We start from the raw sequence: 16,037 nt of genomic DNA, 5'->3' as shown, positions 1-16,037 counted from the left end.
GCCGAAGTAGATGGCCGAGCCGGTCGACCTGACGGCGCTCCGCGAGGAGTACGCCGCCGACGGCCTGCGCGAGGACGACCTCGCGCCGGACCCGGTGACGATGTTCGAGCGCTGGTTCGCCGACGCGCGCCTTGCCGGGCTGTACGACGTGAACGCGATGGTGCTGTCGACGGTCTCCGCGGCCGGTCGGCCGTCGGCGCGGGCGGTGCTGCTGAAGGGTCTCGACTCGCGGGGCTTCATCTTCTTCACCAACACCGCATCGCAGAAGGGTGAGGAGCTGGCCGCCAACCCGGTCTGCGCGCTGCACTTCCCGTGGTTCGTGCTGGAGCGGCAGGTCCGGGTCGACGGTGTCGCCGAGCCGCTGCCGCGCGACGAGGTCGCGGCGTACTTCGACAGCCGCCCGCGCGGCTCCCAGCTCGGCGCCTGGGCCTCGCCCCAGTCCTCGGTGGTCACCGGCCGCGACGAGCTGGACGCGGCGTACGCCGAGGTCTCCGAGCGCTTCCCTGACCAGGTGCCGGTGCCCGATGACTGGGGCGGGTACGCCGTCCGCCCCGACCGCGTGGAGTTCTGGCAGGGCCGCCCCGGCCGGATGCACGACCGGCTCGTCTACATCCGGGAGCCTTCTTCGGTGGTCGAGCCTGTCGAGACTTGGCGGATCGAACGGCTGGCCCCCTGACGTAGTTTCGGTCCCATGGACGAGCTGATGGCACGGCGGTCGCAATCGTTCGGCGCGACCGCGCGGGAGTACGCCGAGCACCGGCCCGACTACCCGGTCAGCGGGATCGAGTGGGCGCTGGCCGCGGCCGACCATCCGGTGCGCGACGTGCTCGATCTCGCGGCCGGCACCGGCAAGCTGACCGGGACCCTGCTCGACCTCGGCTACGACGTGACCGCGGTCGAGCCGGACGAGGGGATGCTGGCCGAGCTGCGCCTCAGGTTCCCCGCTGTAGCCGCCCACCTCGGCGCCGCCGAGGCGATCCCGCTTGCCGACGACTCGGTCGACGCGGTGCTGGTCGGCCAGGCGTTCCACTGGTTCGATCCGGAGCCGGCGCTCTCCGAGATCGCCCGGGTGCTCCGTCCGGGCGGTGCCGTGGCCGGGTTCTGGAACGTCAGCGACGACCGCGTCGAGTGGGTCCGCGAGCTCGACGGGCTCAGCCGGACCGAAGCCAGTCGCTCGAACGTCCAGTTCGCTGTTGTCGAGGCCCTGGCCCACCCGTCGCTCACCCCGTTCGAAGAGGGCGCCTTCGACCACGCGCAGCGGCGTACCGCCGACAGCCTCACCGCCACCATCGGCACCCACTCGCACACGATCGTGGTCTCGCCCGAGGAACGGGCCGAGGTGCTCGGCCGGATCCGCGACTTCCTCGGCTCCCGTCCCGAGACCGCGGCCGCCGAGTTCGACCTGCCGATCCGGACGTTGGTGTACCGCGCCCGGCGTCGCTGAGCGTTGGTGGTCTCGACGACGGTTGCTGCGCAACCTGCTCGACCACCCAGCCAAAACCGTTTGTGAGTGAGTGCTCACTCAGTTACCGTCGTACGACATGAGCCCACGTGCAGCGCCGATGTCGCCGGAGGACCGCCGGGCGGCGATCCTGGAGGCGGCCCGACCGCTGGTCGTCGAGCGCGGTACGGCGACGACGACCAAGATGATCGCCGAGGCGGCGGGGATCGCGGAGGGCACGATCTTCCGGGTCTTCTCGTCCAAGGACGAGATCTTCGACGCGCTGCTCGACCACGTCTTCGACGCCGACGAGTTCATCGCGGAGGTACGTCGGATCGACGCCGGCCAGCCGCTGCGCGACCGGCTGGTTGCCCTGACCGGGCTGCTGCAGGGCCGGTTCATCGAGATCTTCGCGGTGATGACCGCGCTCGGTCTCCGCAAGCCGCCGGAGCGGCATCAGCGGCACCGGCGCATCGAGCCAGAGGACGAGTACCGGCAGCTGGCGGTCGCCTTGATCGGCGACGACGCTGGCCACCTCACCGTCGACCCGGCGCAGGCCGTGCACCTGCTCCGCCTGCTGACCTTCTCCGGCAGCCACCCGCACATCTCGGACCAGCACATCCTGACCCCCGAGCAGATCGTGGACACGGTCCTGCACGGCATCCTGAGGAAGGACTGAACTTGCTCCCCCGACTGCTCCGCGAGTGGCTCAAGCCCTACCAGGGCTACCTGATGCTCGTCGTACTCCTGCAGTTCCTCGGCACCCTCGCGATGCTCTACCTGCCGAGCCTGAACGCAGACATCATCGACCACGGCGTGGCCCAGGGCGACACCGGCTACATCCTGCGCGTCGGCGGGCTGATGCTGGCGGTCTCGCTGGTCCAGGTCGTGTGCAGCATGATCGCGGTCTACTTCGGAGCGCGTACGGCGATGGCGTTCGGCCGCGACGTACGCCGCGCGATATTCCACCGCGTCGGCACGTTCTCCAGCCGCGAGGTCGACCGCTTCGGCGCCCCGTCCCTGATCACCCGGACCACCAACGACGTCCAGCAGGTCCAGATGGTCGTGCTGATGGGCGCGACCATGGTCGTGGCGGCGCCGATGATGATGGTCGGCGGCATCCTGATGGCGATGCACGAGGACCTCGGCCTGTCCTGGCTGCTGGCGATCTGCATCCCGGCGCTCTTCCTCGCCGTCGGCCTGGTGATCAGCCGGATGATCCCGGGCTTCCGGGTGATGCAGGACCGGATCGACTCGGTCAACCGGATCCTGCGCGAGCAGATCACCGGCATCCGGGTGGTCCGCGCGTTCGTCCGTGAGCCCTACGAGACCCAGCGCTTCGCCCACGCGAACGACAAGCTCACAGGAGTCGCGGTCAGCACCGGCCGCTGGATGGCGACGATGTTCCCGATCGTGATGCTGATCATGAACGCCTCGATCGTCGGCGTCTTCTGGTTCGGCGGCCACCGGGTCGACAACGGCGAGATGCAGATCGGCTCGCTGACCGCGTTCATGAGCTACCTGATGCAGATCCTGATGTCGGTGATGATGGCGACGTTCATGCTGGTGATGGTCCCGCGGGCGGCGGTCTGCGCCGACCGGATCACCGAGGTACTAGAGGCCGAAACTTCCGTTAGACCCCCTGTGTCCCCGGTCGTAAGCCTCGCCCGCCGCGGCGTACTCGCGCTCGACGACGTCGAGTTCTGCTACCCCGGCGCCGACGACCCAGTGCTGCGGCGGATCTCGCTCACCGCGCGACCGGGAGAGACCACGGCCGTGATCGGGTCGACCGGCGCCGGCAAAACCACGCTGCTCAACCTGGTGCCGCGCCTGTACGACGCCACCGGCGGCCGGGTCACCATCGACGGCGTCGACGTCCGCGACCTCGACCAGGACCTGCTGTGGAGCACGATCGGGCTGGTGCCGCAGAAGGCGTACCTGTTCAGCGGCACGATCCGCTCGAACCTGCAGTACGGCAAGCCGGACGCCTCCGAGGAGGAGATGTGGGCGGCCCTGGAGATCGCGCAGGCGCGCGACTTCGTGGAGGCGATGCCCGAGGGCCTGGACTTAGCCGTCGCGCAGGGCGGCACCAACGTCTCGGGTGGTCAGCGGCAACGGCTCGCGATCGCGCGGGCGCTGATCAAGATGCCGGAGATCTACCTCTTCGACGACTCGTTCTCCGCGCTCGACGTCGCCACCGACGCCCGGCTGCGCCGCGCGCTGCAGCCGATCACCCGCGACGCGACGGTGGTGATCGTCGCACAGCGGGTCTCCACGATCCTCGACGCCGACCAGATCGTGGTGCTCGAGGACGGCGAGATCGTCGGTCACGGCAGCCATGACGAGCTGCTCGCCGACAACCCGACGTACCAAGAGATCGTCCAGTCCCAGCTGACCGAGGAGGAGGTCGCGTGAGCACCAACGGGGGAGCGCCGGCCGAGAAGGGCGGGCAGCTCAAGGAGACCGAGCGCGTCGTCCAGGGGCCCGGTCCGGGCCGCGGCCCGTTCGGTGGTGGCATGGTCGGCCAGAAGGCGATGACCTTCGGCCCCTCGGCCAAGCGGCTGATCGCGCGGATGCGGCCGGACCGCGGCAAGGTCGTCGGCGTCGTCGGGCTCGCGGTGCTGTCGGTCGCGTTCGCGGTGATCGGCCCGAAGATCCTCGGCCGCGCGACCGACCTGATCTTCGCGGGCCTCTTCGGCCGCCAGCTCGGCGAGACTGGTGCCACCAAGGAGCAGGCGCTCGAGACGCTGCGCGACCGCGGCGACGGCCAGCTCGCCGACATGCTCAGCGGGATGGAGGTGGTGCCCGGTCAGGGTGTCGACTTCGGCGCCGTGGGCGGCGTACTCCTGCTGGTCCTCGGCGTGTACGTCGCGTCGTCGATCGCCGCGTTCCTGCAGGGCTACCTGCTCAACGATGTCGTCCAGAGCACGGTGCGGCGGATGCGCGAGGACGTCGAGGAGAAGATCAACCGGCTGCCGCTGCGCTACTTCGACAAGCAGCCGCGCGGCGAGCTGCTGTCGCGGGTCACCAACGACATCGACAACATCAGCCAGAGCCTGCAGCAGACCATGAGCCAGCTGCTTACCTCGCTGCTGACGGTCGTCGGGGTGCTGGCGATGATGTTCTGGATCTCGCCGACGCTGGCCCTGGTCGCCCTGGTCACGGTGCCGATCACGATGCTGGTGACCGGCCGGATCATGAAGCGCTCGCAGGGGATGTTCATCCAGCAGTGGCGGCGTACCGGCAAGCTCAACGCGCACATCGAGGAGGCCTTCACCGGCCATTCGCTGGTCAAGGTCTTCGGCCGCCAGCACGAGGTGGAGCAGGCGTTCGAGGAGCAGAACGACGAGCTGTTCAAGGCGTCGTTCGGAGCGCAGTTCGTGTCCGGGCTGATCATGCCGGTGATGATGTTCATCGGGAACCTGAACTACGTCGTGATCGCCGTCCTCGGCGGTCTCCGGGTCGCCAACGGCACGATGTCGCTGGGCGACGTCCAGGCCTTCATCCAGTACTCCCGCCAGTTCACCCAGCCGCTCACCCAGGTCGCGTCGATGGTCAACCTGCTGCAGTCCGGCGTCGCCTCCGCCGAGCGGGTATTCGAGCTGCTCGACGCCGAGGAGGAGTCTGGATCCCGGGTGGTCGAGCAGCGAGCGCCAGCGAGCGTCGTCGAGACCACCAAGGTCGCGGCCAACGACTTCGGCGAGGTCGTGTTCGAGGACGTCTCCTTCCGGTACGACGAGGACAAGCCGCTGATCGAGGACCTCTCGCTCGACGTACACCCCGGCCAGACGGTTGCCATCGTCGGTCCCACCGGTGCCGGCAAGAGCACGCTGGTCAACCTGGTGATGCGGTTCTACGAGCTCGACGGCGGCCGGATCACCTTGGACGGGGTCGACATCGCGTCGATGCCGCGCGGGGAGCTGCGATCGCGGATCGGGATGGTGCTGCAGGACACCTGGCTGTTCGAGGGCACCATCCGCGACAACATCGGCTACGGCCGGCCGGGTTCGTCCGAGGAGGAGATCCTCGCGGCGGCGAAGGCGACCTTCGTGGACCGCTTCGTGCACTCGCTCCCGGACTCTTACGACACCGTGATCAACGAAGATGGCGGAGGAGTCTCGGCCGGCGAGCGCCAGCTGATCACCATCGCGCGGGCCTTCCTCGCCGACCCGGCGCTGCTGATCCTGGACGAGGCCACGTCGTCGGTCGACACCCGCACCGAGCTGCTGCTCCAGCACGCGATGGCCGCCCTCCGCACCGACCGCACGTCGTTCGTGATCGCCCACCGCCTCTCCACGATCCGCGACGCCGACCTGATCCTGGTGATGGAGAACGGCTCGATCGTCGAACAGGGCACCCACGACTCCCTGCTCGCCGCCGACGGCGCCTATGCCGCCCTCTACCGCTCCCAGTTCGCCGCCGCAGTCAGCGCGTGAGGGGGATAGTCCAGAACGGTTGACATCACTTTCGGCCCAGAAGTGATGTCAAACGTTCTGGACTATCGCGGTCGCGCTGCTCGAGGCCTCCGGATGTCGGCAGGCGTTAATTCCCTTGTGGCGGTGCGGGAGGGGCCGTACGTTTGTGGGACACGGGAAAGGAGGTGGTCCAGAAGTGAATTCTTTTAGGACGCGTGAGGTGGCTGCCCGCTAGCAGCTCCACCGCAGAGAAGCGAGTCGTCGAGGACCCGTGGTACGACGTACCGGGGTCACCTCCGAAGCGACTCGCAGCCAGTGGTGTCGAGAAGCCGCTGGCAATTCAAGGGTAGTCACCCGGCCCGCAGGCGCTCCGGTACAAGTCCGCCGGAGACGGTGCACAAGCACCAACGCCTGCGGGCCGTCCCTATTTCCGGTACCGATTCGATGCCGACCTGTGACCCCCAGTGCCAACGCGAGCCGACGGTCGTCGCGTCTAACCTGCATATGGGGGGTTGAGCGGATCTGCACGGTGCGGTCGCCTAGCACCCGTCACTGGGCCGGGGGGTACCCGAGAAGTGCCGCACCCGTGCGTGGCGGATTCCGCTCCAGCCCGCAGGTCGCCGCCTGCGGGCTGTCCCATCCCCCGCCCCGCCGCCCATGTCGACGCACGTGAGCGGGATCGCATGCCCAAGTAGTTGTGATTCACAACCACCGAGCGTAAGTTGAGATCCGCAACTAATCCGATCTCGACTGAAAGCCGCACCGCGTTGACCGTCACACCCAAGCCGTACGACGAGGCCCCACCGATGACCCACCGCGAGGTCCTGGAGGCGCTGTCGGGACTGCTGATCGCGATGTTCGTCGCGATCCTCTCCTCGACTGTTGTCTCCAACGCGCTGCCGCGGATCGTGTCCGACCTCGACGGCAGCGAGTCCGGCTACACCTGGGTCGTGGTCGCGACGCTGCTGACGATGACCGCGTCCACGCCGGTCTGGGGCAAGCTCGCCGACCTCTTCAACAAGAAGGTGCTGGTCCAGTCGGCGCTGGTGATCTACGTGGTCGGGTCGCTGTTCGCGGCTGTCTCGCCCAACATGGGCACGCTGATCGCCTCGCGCGCCGTCCAAGGTCTCGGCGTCGGCGGCCTCACCGCGCTGGTGCAGGTCGTGATCGCGACGATGGTCTCGCCGCGCGAGCGCGGCCGCTACTCCGGCTACCTGGGCGCGGTCTTCGCGCTCGGCACGGTCACCGGCCCGTTGATCGGCGGCCTGATCGTGGACACGCCCGGCCTCGGCTGGCGCTGGTGCTTCTACGTCGGCATCCCGTTCGCGGCCCTCGCGTTCGTCGTACTCCAGCGCACCCTGCACCTGCCCACCGTGCGCCGCGAGGTGCACATTGACTACCTCGGCGCGACGCTGATCGCGTGCGGCGTCTCGGTGCTGCTGATCTGGGTGTCGCTGGCCGGCCACCAGTTCGCGTGGCTGTCCGGTACGACGGCCGTCCTCGTGGCGGTCGGCGTCGGCCTCCTGGTCGCCGCGGTGTACGTCGAGGCGAAGGTCGCCCGCGAGCCGATCATCCCGCTCCATCTGTTCGCCGACCGGACCATCAGCCTGGCCACCGTCGCCTCGGTGATGGTCGGCATCGCGATGTTCGGCTCGACGGTCTACCTGAGCCAGTACTTCCAGATCTCCCGCGGGATGACGCCCACCAACGCCGGCCTGATGTCGATCGCGATGGTCGGCGGCCTCGTGGTGTCGAGCGTCGTCACCGGCCGGATCATTGCCACGACCGGCCTCTGGAAGCGCTACCTGGTTGCCGGCATGGTCGCGGTCGTGATCGGGCTGATTCTGCTGGCGACCATCGACGAGTCGACCAACCTGGTTGTGGTCGGCCTCTATATGGCGGTGCTCGGCCTCGGCCTCGGCGCGACGATGCAGAACCTCGTGCTCGCCGTACAGAACAACGCCGCGCAGCGCGACATGGGCGCCACCAGCTCGGTCGTCGCGTTCTTCCGCTCCATGGGCGGCTCGGTCGGCGTCTCGGTGCTCGGCGCGATCCTGGCCCACCAGGTGTCCGAGGACGTCACTCACGGGCTGGCCAAGCTCGGCATCGCCGTCGACGAGAGCGGCAGCCGCGCCGTACCCGACATGCGCGAGCTGCCGCCGCCGGTGCGCGCGGTCTTCGAGGCGGCGTTCGGGGACGCGACCGGCCACATCTTCCTGGTCGCGGTTCCGTTCGCGGTGATCGCGCTGGTCTGCGTTCTGCTGATCCGCGAGGTTCCGCTGCGGACTACCATCCACCGAGACGACGAGGTGGAGGTGGCCGCGTGACCACGAAGGCCGAGAGCGAGACAGACAGACAGGCCCGGCAACGCGCGATGCTCGAGGTCGAGTCTCAGCTGTGGTTCATGGGCCGGCGGTTCCGGCGCAAGGAGCGCGAGGGAGCGCGCGAGGTCGACCCGGCCCTCGGCCTCAACGGGTACGCCGTCATCCAGACCCTCGCGCAGCGCGGCGAGCGCCGGCAGGGCGAGCTCGCCGAGATCATCGACCTCGACAAGGGCGGCCTGAGCCGGGCGGTCAGCGAGGTGATCGGGCTCGGGCTGGCCGAGCGAGTGCCCGACCCCGACGACGGCCGCGCCCAGCTGGTCCGGCTGACCGACCTCGGCCGCGAGCGCACCGACGCCCTGCGCCGGGCCCGCCGCAAGCGGTTCCAGGAGCGCCTCGGCGAGTGGTCGCAGGAGGACCTGGAGCAGCTCGCCGACGCGCTCACCCGCTACAACTCAGTGTGGGGACCGTAACCACGTCGTCGTGTCGGAGGCGCCGGGCACATCGCCGCTGCACAGCAGCACCTCGCCCTCCGGCACCTCGACCGCGGTCGCTCCGCAGTTGAGCAGGCAGACCAGGTCACCGCGCCGGAACGCCAGCACGTCGGCGCCCAGGTCGAGCATCTCGACCTCGTCGCCGGCCGTCTCCGCGAAGGTACGGCGTACCGCCAGCGCCTCCCGGTAGAACTCCAGCGTCGAGCCGGCCACGCCCTTCTGCGCGGCTACGCTCAGCGCCGCCCAGGCCTCCGGCTGCGGCAGCCACGGCTGGCCGGCGGTCGGCCCGAACTCGTACGGCGGCTGCTCGCCGCCCCACGGCAGCGGGATCCGGCAGCCGTCCCGGCCGACCAGGCCGGTGACCAGCGAGCGCGGGTCGCGGCGCAGCTCGGGTGGTACGGCGACCTGCTCCAGGCCGAGCTCCTCGCCCTGGTAGATGTACGCCGATCCAGGCAGCGCCAGCATCGCGAGCAGTGCCGCGCGACCGCGTGCCTGCCCGCGGGCGCCGCCGCCGTACCGGGTGACGTGCCGGATCACATCGTGGTTGCTGAGCACCCAGGTCGCCGATGCGCCGACCGAGCCGACCGCATCCAGGGTCCCGGTGATCACCTCGGCGAACGCCGCCGCGGACCACGGGGCGCTCAGCCAGTGGAAGTTGAACGTCTGCTGCAGCTCGTCCGGGCGGACGTAGTGCGCCATCGCCTCGGGAGTGGCGGTCCAGGCCTCCGCGACGCCCATCCGGTCGCCGTCGTACGACGCGAGGATCTGGTGCCAGCGCCGGTAGAGGTTGTGCACCTCCGGCTGGTCCCACATCGGCTCGTCCTTGCTGGGCAGGTCGACCATCGACGGGTCGTCCTGGTCCAGCGGGCCCACCGGGTGCGGCGCCGAGTAGTCGGCGTCGGGCAGGCCGGGTGCCTTGTACATCCCGTGGGCGACGTCGATCCGGAACCCGTCGACCCCACGGTCCAGCCAGAACCGCAGCACGTCCTCGAACATCGCCGGGACCTCGGGGTGGGTCCAGTCCAGGTCGGGCTGGGTGGTGTCGAACAGGTGGAGGTACCACTGGCCGTCCTCAACCCGGGTCCATGCTTGTCCGCCGAAGATTGACTTCCAGTTGTTCGGCGGCTCCTCGCCGTTCTCGCCCATGCCGTCGCGAAACAGGTAGCGCGCCCGCTCCGGGCTTCCCGGCGCGGCGGCGAGCGCGGCCTGGAACCAGGGGTGCGCGCTGGACGTGTGGTTGGGCACCAGGTCGACGATCACCCGCAGCCCCAGCTCGTGAGCGCGGCCGAGCAGCGCGTCGAAGTCGGTCAGGGTCCCGAACAGCGGGTCGACGTCGCAGTAGTCGGCGACGTCGTAGCCGTGGTCGTGCTGCGGCGAGGTGTAGAACGGCGTGATCCAGATGGCGTCCACGCCGAGGTCGCTCAGGTACGGCAGCCGCGCGGTGATCCCGGGCAGGTCGCCGACCCCGTCACCATCGGCGTCGGCGAAGCTGCGGACGTAGATCTGGTAGCAGACCGCGTGCTTCCACCACGGGCCGGTCAGCGGGGTGCTCATGAGAAGGCCGCCGGGTCGGTCGACGATCGCGGAGCGGTTGTCGACCAACCCGGAGCTCCGCTGGCGACGGAGATCCACACGTGCTCGGCGGTGGCCAGCAGGGTGCCGGCGTCGTCGTACAGGGAGGTCGCGGTGAACGCCTTGCGACCCTCGGCCGCACGGCCCTCGCCGACCACCACGTGGGGCGCCCCGATCGCTGGCAGCGAGTGGACCAGGCCGGTCAGCCGCCCGAGCACCATCCAGCGCTCGGTGAGGTCGCCGGCCCAGCCGCCGGTGCAGTCGAGCGCGGCCCAGGTGGCCGGCAACGAGGCCAGGCCCGGCTCCTCGGCCACGCTCTCGCCGGGCGTCCAGGTGGCGGCGACGCGGAGCAGGCCGCCGTCGGTCTCACCGACCTTGCCCGGGAAGATCCGCAGCCCGTCTCCCTCGGCGCGGTCGGGTCCGCAGACGAAGCAGCGCGGGAACGGGTGCCGGACCAGTCCCGGGTACGACGCCTGCGCGGCGGCCGCCTCGTCGTACGTCACCGGCGCGACCGGCTCCAGCTCGCCGCCGTACACCTTGGCCTCGGCGACCACACCGTCCTCGCCACCCGCGACCAGGTGACCGTCCTCAGCAGGCTGCAGCGGGATCGCCGTCTCCATCGGCGGCGGCTTGCGCAGGGTCACCTCGACCGGCGTCTTCGGCAGCGTGTCGCCGTCGCCGGCCAGGGCCGCGGCGAGCAGTCCGGCGGTGTAGCCGCCGTTGGCTGAGGTGGGTGGGCCGCTGAAGCGGGCCGGGATCGTCAGCTCGGTCATGGGACCATCCTGCCTTGTCCCTGTTCTGTGGGTTCCGAGTGCAAGAATGGCGCAGTGAGCGACCTCATCGACACCACCGAGATGTACCTCCGCACCATCTACGAGCTGGTCGAGGAAGGCATCGTGCCGCTGCGCGCCCGGATCGCCGAGCGGCTGCACCAGAGCGGGCCGACCGTGTCGCAGACCGTGGCTCGGATGGAGCGCGACGGGCTGCTCACCATCGAAGGCGACCGGCACCTCGAGCTGACCGACGAGGGCAACCGGCTTGCGATGCGCGTGATGCGCAAGCACCGGCTCGCGGAGCGGCTGCTGACCGACGTGATCGGGCTCGACTGGGAGCTCGTGCATGCCGAGGCCTGCCGCTGGGAGCACGTCATGTCCGAGACCGTCGAGCGGCGCCTCGTCGAGCTGCTCGGCCACCCCACGTCCTCGCCGTACGGCAACCCGATCCCTGGCCTCGACGAGCTCGGCGAGGAGCAGCTGGGCGAGGAGTTCATGGACGGCGTCGAGGCGCTGTCCGAGGTCGCCGGCCCCGACGATGCGCGGGTGCACGTGCGCCGGATCTCCGAGGAGATGCAGAAGGACGAGGTGCTGATGAGCGCCCTGCGCCGGGTCGGCGCGCTGCCCGACAAGACCGTCACGATCGTCGCGACGCCCGAAGGCGTCCTGGTCGGCTCCGGCGGCGAGACCGCCGAGATCATGCCCGAGGCCGCCGAGCACATCTTCGTCCGCCGGCTCTAAGCTCGCCGCGAACGGGGCATGCCCGGCCGCCGACGCGGGTTGGCCGGAGCATGACGACAGCGTTCGTGTTCACCGAGTACGGCGGCCCCGAGGTCCAAGAGCTCCGTGAGATCCCGGAGCCCAGTCCGGCCCCCGGCGAGGTGCGGGTCCGGGTCCGGGCTGCGGCCGTCAACCCGGTCGACTGGAAGCTCCGGGCCGGCTGGCACCGAGACTTCGAGCAGCGGGACTTCCCGTCGGTGCTCGGCCGGACGATCGCCGGCGTGGTCGACGGCGTCGGCGCGGGCGTGACCGACTTCGCGGTCGGTGACGAGGTCTTCGGCGCTACCGATGCCGGAGGCTACGCGACCCAGACCGCCGTGACCACCGCCCTGCTGGCCCACAAGCCGTCCGCAGTCTCCTTCACCGATGCCGCCACGCTCCCGGTGTCCTCCGCGACGGCGCACAACGCGCTGTCCCAGGTCGCGCTGCCCACCGGCACGACCCTGCTGGTGACCGGCGCGGGTGGCGGCGTCGGCGTACCGCTGGTGCAGCTGGCGGTGCGCGCCGGCCTGACCGTCGTCGGCACCGCCTCGCCGGCCAAGCAGGCGCTGCTGACGGGCCTCGGCGCCGTACATGTGAGCTCGGCCGGGACGGCCGACGAGGTCGCCGACCGGATCCGCGCCGCGGCGCCGAACGGCGTGGATGCCGTCATCGATACCGCCGGTGGTGACGCCCTCGACATTGCGGCGCCGTTCGCCCCGGTGGGGCGCCTGGTCTCGGTCGGCGAGGACCGGGTGGCGGACCTCGGCGGCGCGGTCGTCGACCGCGCGCAGGCTCCGGCGCGCGAGGTGCTCGACGAGCTGGCCGCGCTGGTCGAGAAGGGGGAGCTGGTGCCGGTGGTCCAGGTCTACCCGTTCGCCGAGGCGGCCGCGGCGCTCGCCGACGTCGAGGCGGGGCACACCACCGGCCGCGCGGTCCTCGAGATCGGCTAGCTCTGGCGTCCAGCCACGTCGGCGAGGAACTCGCTGCACCCCGCGTCCAGCTTGTACGTCGCGTACTCGTCACCGCGGGTGGAGCCGCGGTTGACGATCACGACCGGCGTACCGGCCTTGGCCGCGCGCTTCACGAACCGCAACCCGCTCATCACCGCCAGCGACGAGCCGGCGACCAGGAGCGCGCCCTCGGTCTCGGGCAGCGCATCGACCGCCTCGTAGCAGCGGGCGACGCGAGCCGGAGGCACGTTCTCGCCGAAGAAGACCACGTCCGGCTTGAGTACGCCGCCGCACGCGAGGCAGTCAGGCACCACGAAGTCGCCGGTGTCGTCGAGCTCGACATCGCCGTCCGGCCTCATGACGGCGGCGGCGTGCCGGCCGGCGAAGCCCGGGTTCAGTGACTCCAGGCGGGTGTGCAGCACTGCCCGCGACGACTGGTCCCGGCAGTCGAGGCAGCGCACGTCGGCGATCCGGCCGTGCAGCGCGACCAGGCGCTCGGCGCCGGCGCGCTCGTGCAGGCCGTCGACGTTCTGGGTGATCAGCAGCGGCATCCGGCCGGCCGCGTCCAGCCGGGCCAGCGCGTGGTGACCGGCGTTGGGTGCGGCCTGCTTCATCCGGCCCCAGCCGAGGTGGCTGCGCGCCCAGTAGCGCTGCCGCGCCTCCGGGCCGGCGACGAACTCCTGGTAGGTCATCGGCTGCCGTACCGGCGACCCCGGGCCGCGGTAGTCCGGGATCCCGCTGTCGGTCGACAGTCCGGCCCCGGTCAGCGCGACGAACGGCCGCTCGGCCAGCAGCGCCCGTGCCTCACCATGCACCGAGGCCGAGACCAGGCTCATCTTGCGTAGCGCAGCTCGGCCTTGGCCCGCCGCTTGGCCGCCTCGACCTCGCGGTTCTTCGGCGGGGCGGTCGTGACCAGCTCGTCCAGGAGATGGCGAGTGACGTGCGCGATCTCCTCGACCGCGCGGTCGAACGCCTCCTGGTTGGCCTGCGACGGCTTCGTCGTACCGCTGATCTTGCGGACGAACTGCAGTGCGGCGTCGTGCACCTCGTCACGCGTGGCGGGCGGCTCGTAGTTGTGGAGGGGTCGGATGTTGCGGCACATGTCACCGAGCGTACGCCGGACCAGGACATCACCGACCCGGCCCGTGTTCACGCCAGAGAGCGTCGACCCGGCCCGTCTTCACATGCGCCGTGTCAACACGGGCCGGGTCAGCGCTCGCTCGCGTGAACACGGGCCGGGTCAGCGCTCGTCCGCGTGAACACGGGCCGGGTCAGCGCTCGTCCGCGTGAACACGGGCCGGGTCGCGGAGCTAGAGCTTGAGGAAGGAGATGTCGTCGCCGGTGACCAGGACGACCTTGCCGGACGGGAGCGGGACCAGCCGGACGTCGGCGACGTCGTTGCCGTACTCGGCCTCGATCATTCGGTTGGAGATCTTGCCGTCGTGCAGCTCGAGGACCGACACGTAGCCGGTGCGGCCGTCGTAGCCCTTCGAGATCACGGTGAGGGCGGTGTGCTTGTCGCGCAGCCAGGTGAACTGGCGCGGGTCGACGCCGGCGAGGGCGGTGGTGTCCCGGCCGTAGGTGACCTGCGATAGCCGGCTCGGCTTGCTGAGGTCCTCGGTGTTGAAGAGCCCGACCTGAGCGCCGTCGCCCCAGCCGCCGCCGGCCTGGCCGACGCCGATGATCCGCTTGGGCGCGATCGGGTGCAGGTACGACGAGTAGCCGGGGATCTTGAGCTGGCCGATAAGCTTCGGCTTCTCCGGCGAGGACAGGTCGACGGCGTACAGCGGGTCGACCTGTCGGAACGTCACCATGATCGCCAGGCCGTCGAACCACCGCATCGACTTGATGTCCTCGTTCACGCCGAGCTTGTCGAGACGACCGACCTCGATCAGCTCGCCGGCGTCCTCCTCCAGCGTCACGATCGAGTTGAAGTTCCCGGTCTCTTCGGTGGCGCCGACCGCGACCCGGAGTACGCCGTCGTAGGAGTCCATCGACCAGCTGTTCGCGACCGAGCCGTCGACCGACCCGGAGGCCTCGTACCTCGCCTGGCCGGCCTCCAGCGTGAACGAGTGCAGCTCGGTCGTACCGCTCAGCTCGCGGCTCGGAGCGCTCTCGCGCCGGATCACGTCGCCCTCCATGATCGGCACGTCCCAGCAGCACCAGCCGAAGCCGCCGGCCCGGGTGGCGAGGTAGATCCGGTCGGTCGAGGCGTAGGCGATGTCGGTGTCGGCGACCACGCCGGTGGCGTGCCGCTCGGTCGGCTCCGCCGCGTCGTACGACACGATCGCGACGGTGCCGAGCCCGGCGTTCTCGTCGGGGATCCGGACATCACCACAGTCGAGCAGCCGCTTCTCCTTGCCGTCCCCGTCGGTCACGTGCGGCAGCCAGTCGTCCAGCGTGGACTCGCGCACGATCTTCTCGTTGCGCCGCTCCGCGGTGTTCTCGGTCCGCTCGTCGCCGGGCAGCACGAAGTCGAGGTCCGGCAGCCCCGCCTCGACCACCAGCCGGACGGTGTCGCCGAACTGCCGTGCCGACACCAGCCCGGTGTCGTACGTCGTCTCCTGGACCACCTCTGGCGCGTCCGGCGCCGAGACGTCGACGGTCACCACGACGGTCGAGGTCGGCTCCCCGACGCCCGACTCCTCACTGTCGAGGACCACGACCCGGGTGCCTACCAGCAGGATCTCGCCCTCGTCGACGCCCGGTACGCGGAGCGAGGCGAGCCGCTCCGGCGCGCTTCCGCTCACGTCGTACGTCGTCAGCCGGCCACCCTCGATCCGGACCAGGAGCTCGCCGTTGGTCTTGACCACGTCCGGCTCATCGACGCCCGCCTCCTGGACGTTGGTGCCGGTCTCACTGGACTCGGCCGCCTTCGGTGCGACCGGCGCCGCCTCGGCCGCGCCCGGCGCGGTGGCCGAGAGGCCGTCCGACCGGCTGAAGTCGCCTGACATGTAGAGCTCGTCGCGCAGCATCGGCCCGTCCCAGCCCCACGCGGTGACCCGCTCCAGGCCCTGGTCGACGTAGTAGGCCAGCAGGTCCTCGCACGACGCGACCGGCTTGAGAGCGCGGGTATCGGAGACCGGCTTGATCTCCTCGCCGGTGACGTCCGGCTTGCCATTGCCGGCCGAGCCGCCGGAGCCGCCCCCGAACGCGTTTCCGGCTGCGAAGCCTGCCCCCAAGATCCCCACCGCTGCGATCGCGATCCCTGCCCGCTGCCTGCCGCCCATGACCGTTCCTCTCGATGTGCCGAAGCCTGGGTGTCAGACGGCGGCGCCGGGAGGCCGGTTCCCCGTGAAATGACTCACG

The 16,037-nt window shown here is 70.3% G+C and carries 14 protein-coding genes; 9 read left to right on the top strand and 5 right to left on the bottom strand.

The annotated features are described in order from the left end of the window. The first annotated feature begins 10 nt into the window (after nt 1-10). From pdxH to DDV73_RS15155, 7 genes are all read left to right on the top strand, one after another. Complete coding sequence (gene pdxH, locus DDV73_RS15185) at nt 11-676, top strand: pyridoxamine 5'-phosphate oxidase (RefSeq protein WP_109508095.1); 666 nt, start codon at nt 11-13, stop codon at nt 674-676. A 15-nt stretch (nt 677-691) separates the two neighbouring features. Then, a complete protein-coding gene (locus DDV73_RS15180; RefSeq protein ID WP_109508094.1) occupies nt 692-1,444 on the top strand; it encodes a class I SAM-dependent methyltransferase in 753 nt (250 codons plus the stop codon). Nucleotides 1,445-1,541: 97 nt separating this feature from the next. Next, nucleotides 1,542-2,120: a TetR/AcrR family transcriptional regulator gene (locus DDV73_RS15175; RefSeq protein WP_109508093.1), complete on the top strand. Its 579-nt coding sequence runs from the start codon at nt 1,542-1,544 to the stop codon at nt 2,118-2,120. Nucleotides 2,121-2,122: 2 nt separating this feature from the next. Beyond that, nucleotides 2,123-3,856, top strand: coding sequence for an ABC transporter ATP-binding protein (locus DDV73_RS15170; RefSeq protein ID WP_109508092.1), 1,734 nt, complete (start codon nt 2,123-2,125; stop codon nt 3,854-3,856). A gap of 101 nt (nt 3,857-3,957) precedes the next feature. Next, on the top strand, nt 3,958-5,877 hold the full coding sequence (locus DDV73_RS15165) for an ABC transporter ATP-binding protein (protein ID WP_109508160.1): 1,920 nt from the start codon (nt 3,958-3,960) through the stop codon (nt 5,875-5,877). A 746-nt stretch (nt 5,878-6,623) separates the two neighbouring features. After that, nucleotides 6,624-8,183, top strand: coding sequence for an MFS transporter (locus DDV73_RS15160; RefSeq protein ID WP_109508091.1), 1,560 nt, complete (start codon nt 6,624-6,626; stop codon nt 8,181-8,183). Next, nucleotides 8,180-8,650, top strand: coding sequence for a MarR family winged helix-turn-helix transcriptional regulator (locus DDV73_RS15155; protein ID WP_109508090.1), 471 nt, complete (start codon nt 8,180-8,182; stop codon nt 8,648-8,650). Before DDV73_RS15160 ends, DDV73_RS15155 begins: the two co-directional genes overlap by 4 nt. Here the strand turns inward: DDV73_RS15155 and DDV73_RS15150 are convergent. Then, nucleotides 8,633-10,225 carry a glycoside hydrolase family 13 protein gene (locus DDV73_RS15150; RefSeq protein ID WP_109508159.1) on the bottom strand — a complete coding sequence of 531 codons (1,593 nt, stop codon included), beginning with the start codon at nt 10,223-10,225 and terminating at the stop codon, nt 8,633-8,635. The two genes, DDV73_RS15155 and DDV73_RS15150, sit on opposite strands and share 18 nt — an antisense overlap. Beyond that, a complete protein-coding gene (locus DDV73_RS15145) occupies nt 10,222-11,016 on the bottom strand; it encodes a hypothetical protein (protein ID WP_206050891.1) in 795 nt (264 codons plus the stop codon). The genes DDV73_RS15150 and DDV73_RS15145 overlap by 4 nt, the downstream gene beginning before the upstream one ends. 54 nt (nt 11,017-11,070) lie before the next feature. On the opposite strand from DDV73_RS15145, the gene DDV73_RS15140 reads away from it, so the two are divergent. Continuing rightward, nucleotides 11,071-11,757 carry an iron-dependent transcriptional repressor DtxR gene (locus DDV73_RS15140; RefSeq protein WP_109508089.1) on the top strand — a complete coding sequence of 229 codons (687 nt, stop codon included), beginning with the start codon at nt 11,071-11,073 and terminating at the stop codon, nt 11,755-11,757. A gap of 50 nt (nt 11,758-11,807) precedes the next feature. Further along, nucleotides 11,808-12,728 carry an NADP-dependent oxidoreductase gene (locus DDV73_RS15135; protein WP_109508088.1) on the top strand — a complete coding sequence of 307 codons (921 nt, stop codon included), beginning with the start codon at nt 11,808-11,810 and terminating at the stop codon, nt 12,726-12,728. Here DDV73_RS15135 and DDV73_RS15130 read toward each other — a convergent pair. The 3 genes from DDV73_RS15130 to DDV73_RS15120 all read right to left on the bottom strand — a co-directional run bounded on the left by DDV73_RS15130 (nt 12,725) and on the right by DDV73_RS15120 (nt 15,958). Next, entirely contained in the window at nt 12,725-13,564 is an 840-nt protein-coding gene (locus DDV73_RS15130; RefSeq protein ID WP_109508087.1) for an NAD-dependent protein deacetylase, read from the bottom strand. The genes DDV73_RS15135 and DDV73_RS15130 overlap by 4 nt on opposite strands. Further along, on the bottom strand, nt 13,561-13,881 hold the full coding sequence (locus DDV73_RS15125; protein WP_240617301.1) for a DUF2277 domain-containing protein: 321 nt from the start codon (nt 13,879-13,881) through the stop codon (nt 13,561-13,563). Before DDV73_RS15125 ends, DDV73_RS15130 begins: the two co-directional genes overlap by 4 nt. A 157-nt stretch (nt 13,882-14,038) precedes the next feature. Further along, nucleotides 14,039-15,958 (bottom strand): beta-propeller domain-containing protein, encoded by a 1,920-nt coding sequence (locus DDV73_RS15120; protein WP_109508086.1) that lies wholly within the window; start codon nt 15,956-15,958, stop codon nt 14,039-14,041. Nucleotides 15,959-16,037 lie beyond the last annotated feature (79 nt).

Origin of the sequence: Nocardioides speluncae (assembly GCF_003121585.1) — a bacterium.
Classification (GTDB): domain Bacteria; phylum Actinomycetota; class Actinomycetes; order Propionibacteriales; family Nocardioidaceae; genus Nocardioides; species Nocardioides speluncae.
The sequence above is the reverse complement of the archived record's forward strand: the minus strand, read 5'-3'. Positions and strand labels throughout refer to the sequence as shown.

Bases quoted from the DNA above. Each gene is read 5' to 3' on its own strand.
- DDV73_RS15150 (WP_109508159.1), bottom strand. From the start codon at position 10,225: ATGAGCACCCCGCTGACCGGCCCGTGGTGGAAGCACGCGGTCTGCTAC.
- pdxH (WP_109508095.1), top strand. From the start codon at position 11: ATGGCCGAGCCGGTCGACCTGACGGCGCTCCGCGAGGAGTACGCCGCC.
- DDV73_RS15165 (WP_109508160.1), top strand. From the start codon at position 3,958: ATGGTCGGCCAGAAGGCGATGACCTTCGGCCCCTCGGCCAAGCGGCTG.
- DDV73_RS15175 (WP_109508093.1), top strand. From the start codon at position 1,542: ATGAGCCCACGTGCAGCGCCGATGTCGCCGGAGGACCGCCGGGCGGCG.
- DDV73_RS15130 (WP_109508087.1), bottom strand. From the start codon at position 13,564: ATGAGCCTGGTCTCGGCCTCGGTGCATGGTGAGGCACGGGCGCTGCTG.
- DDV73_RS15145 (WP_206050891.1), bottom strand. From the start codon at position 11,016: ATGACCGAGCTGACGATCCCGGCCCGCTTCAGCGGCCCACCCACCTCA.
- DDV73_RS15135 (WP_109508088.1), top strand. From the start codon at position 11,808: ATGACGACAGCGTTCGTGTTCACCGAGTACGGCGGCCCCGAGGTCCAA.
- DDV73_RS15120 (WP_109508086.1), bottom strand. From the start codon at position 15,958: ATGGGCGGCAGGCAGCGGGCAGGGATCGCGATCGCAGCGGTGGGGATC.
- DDV73_RS15180 (WP_109508094.1), top strand. From the start codon at position 692: ATGGACGAGCTGATGGCACGGCGGTCGCAATCGTTCGGCGCGACCGCG.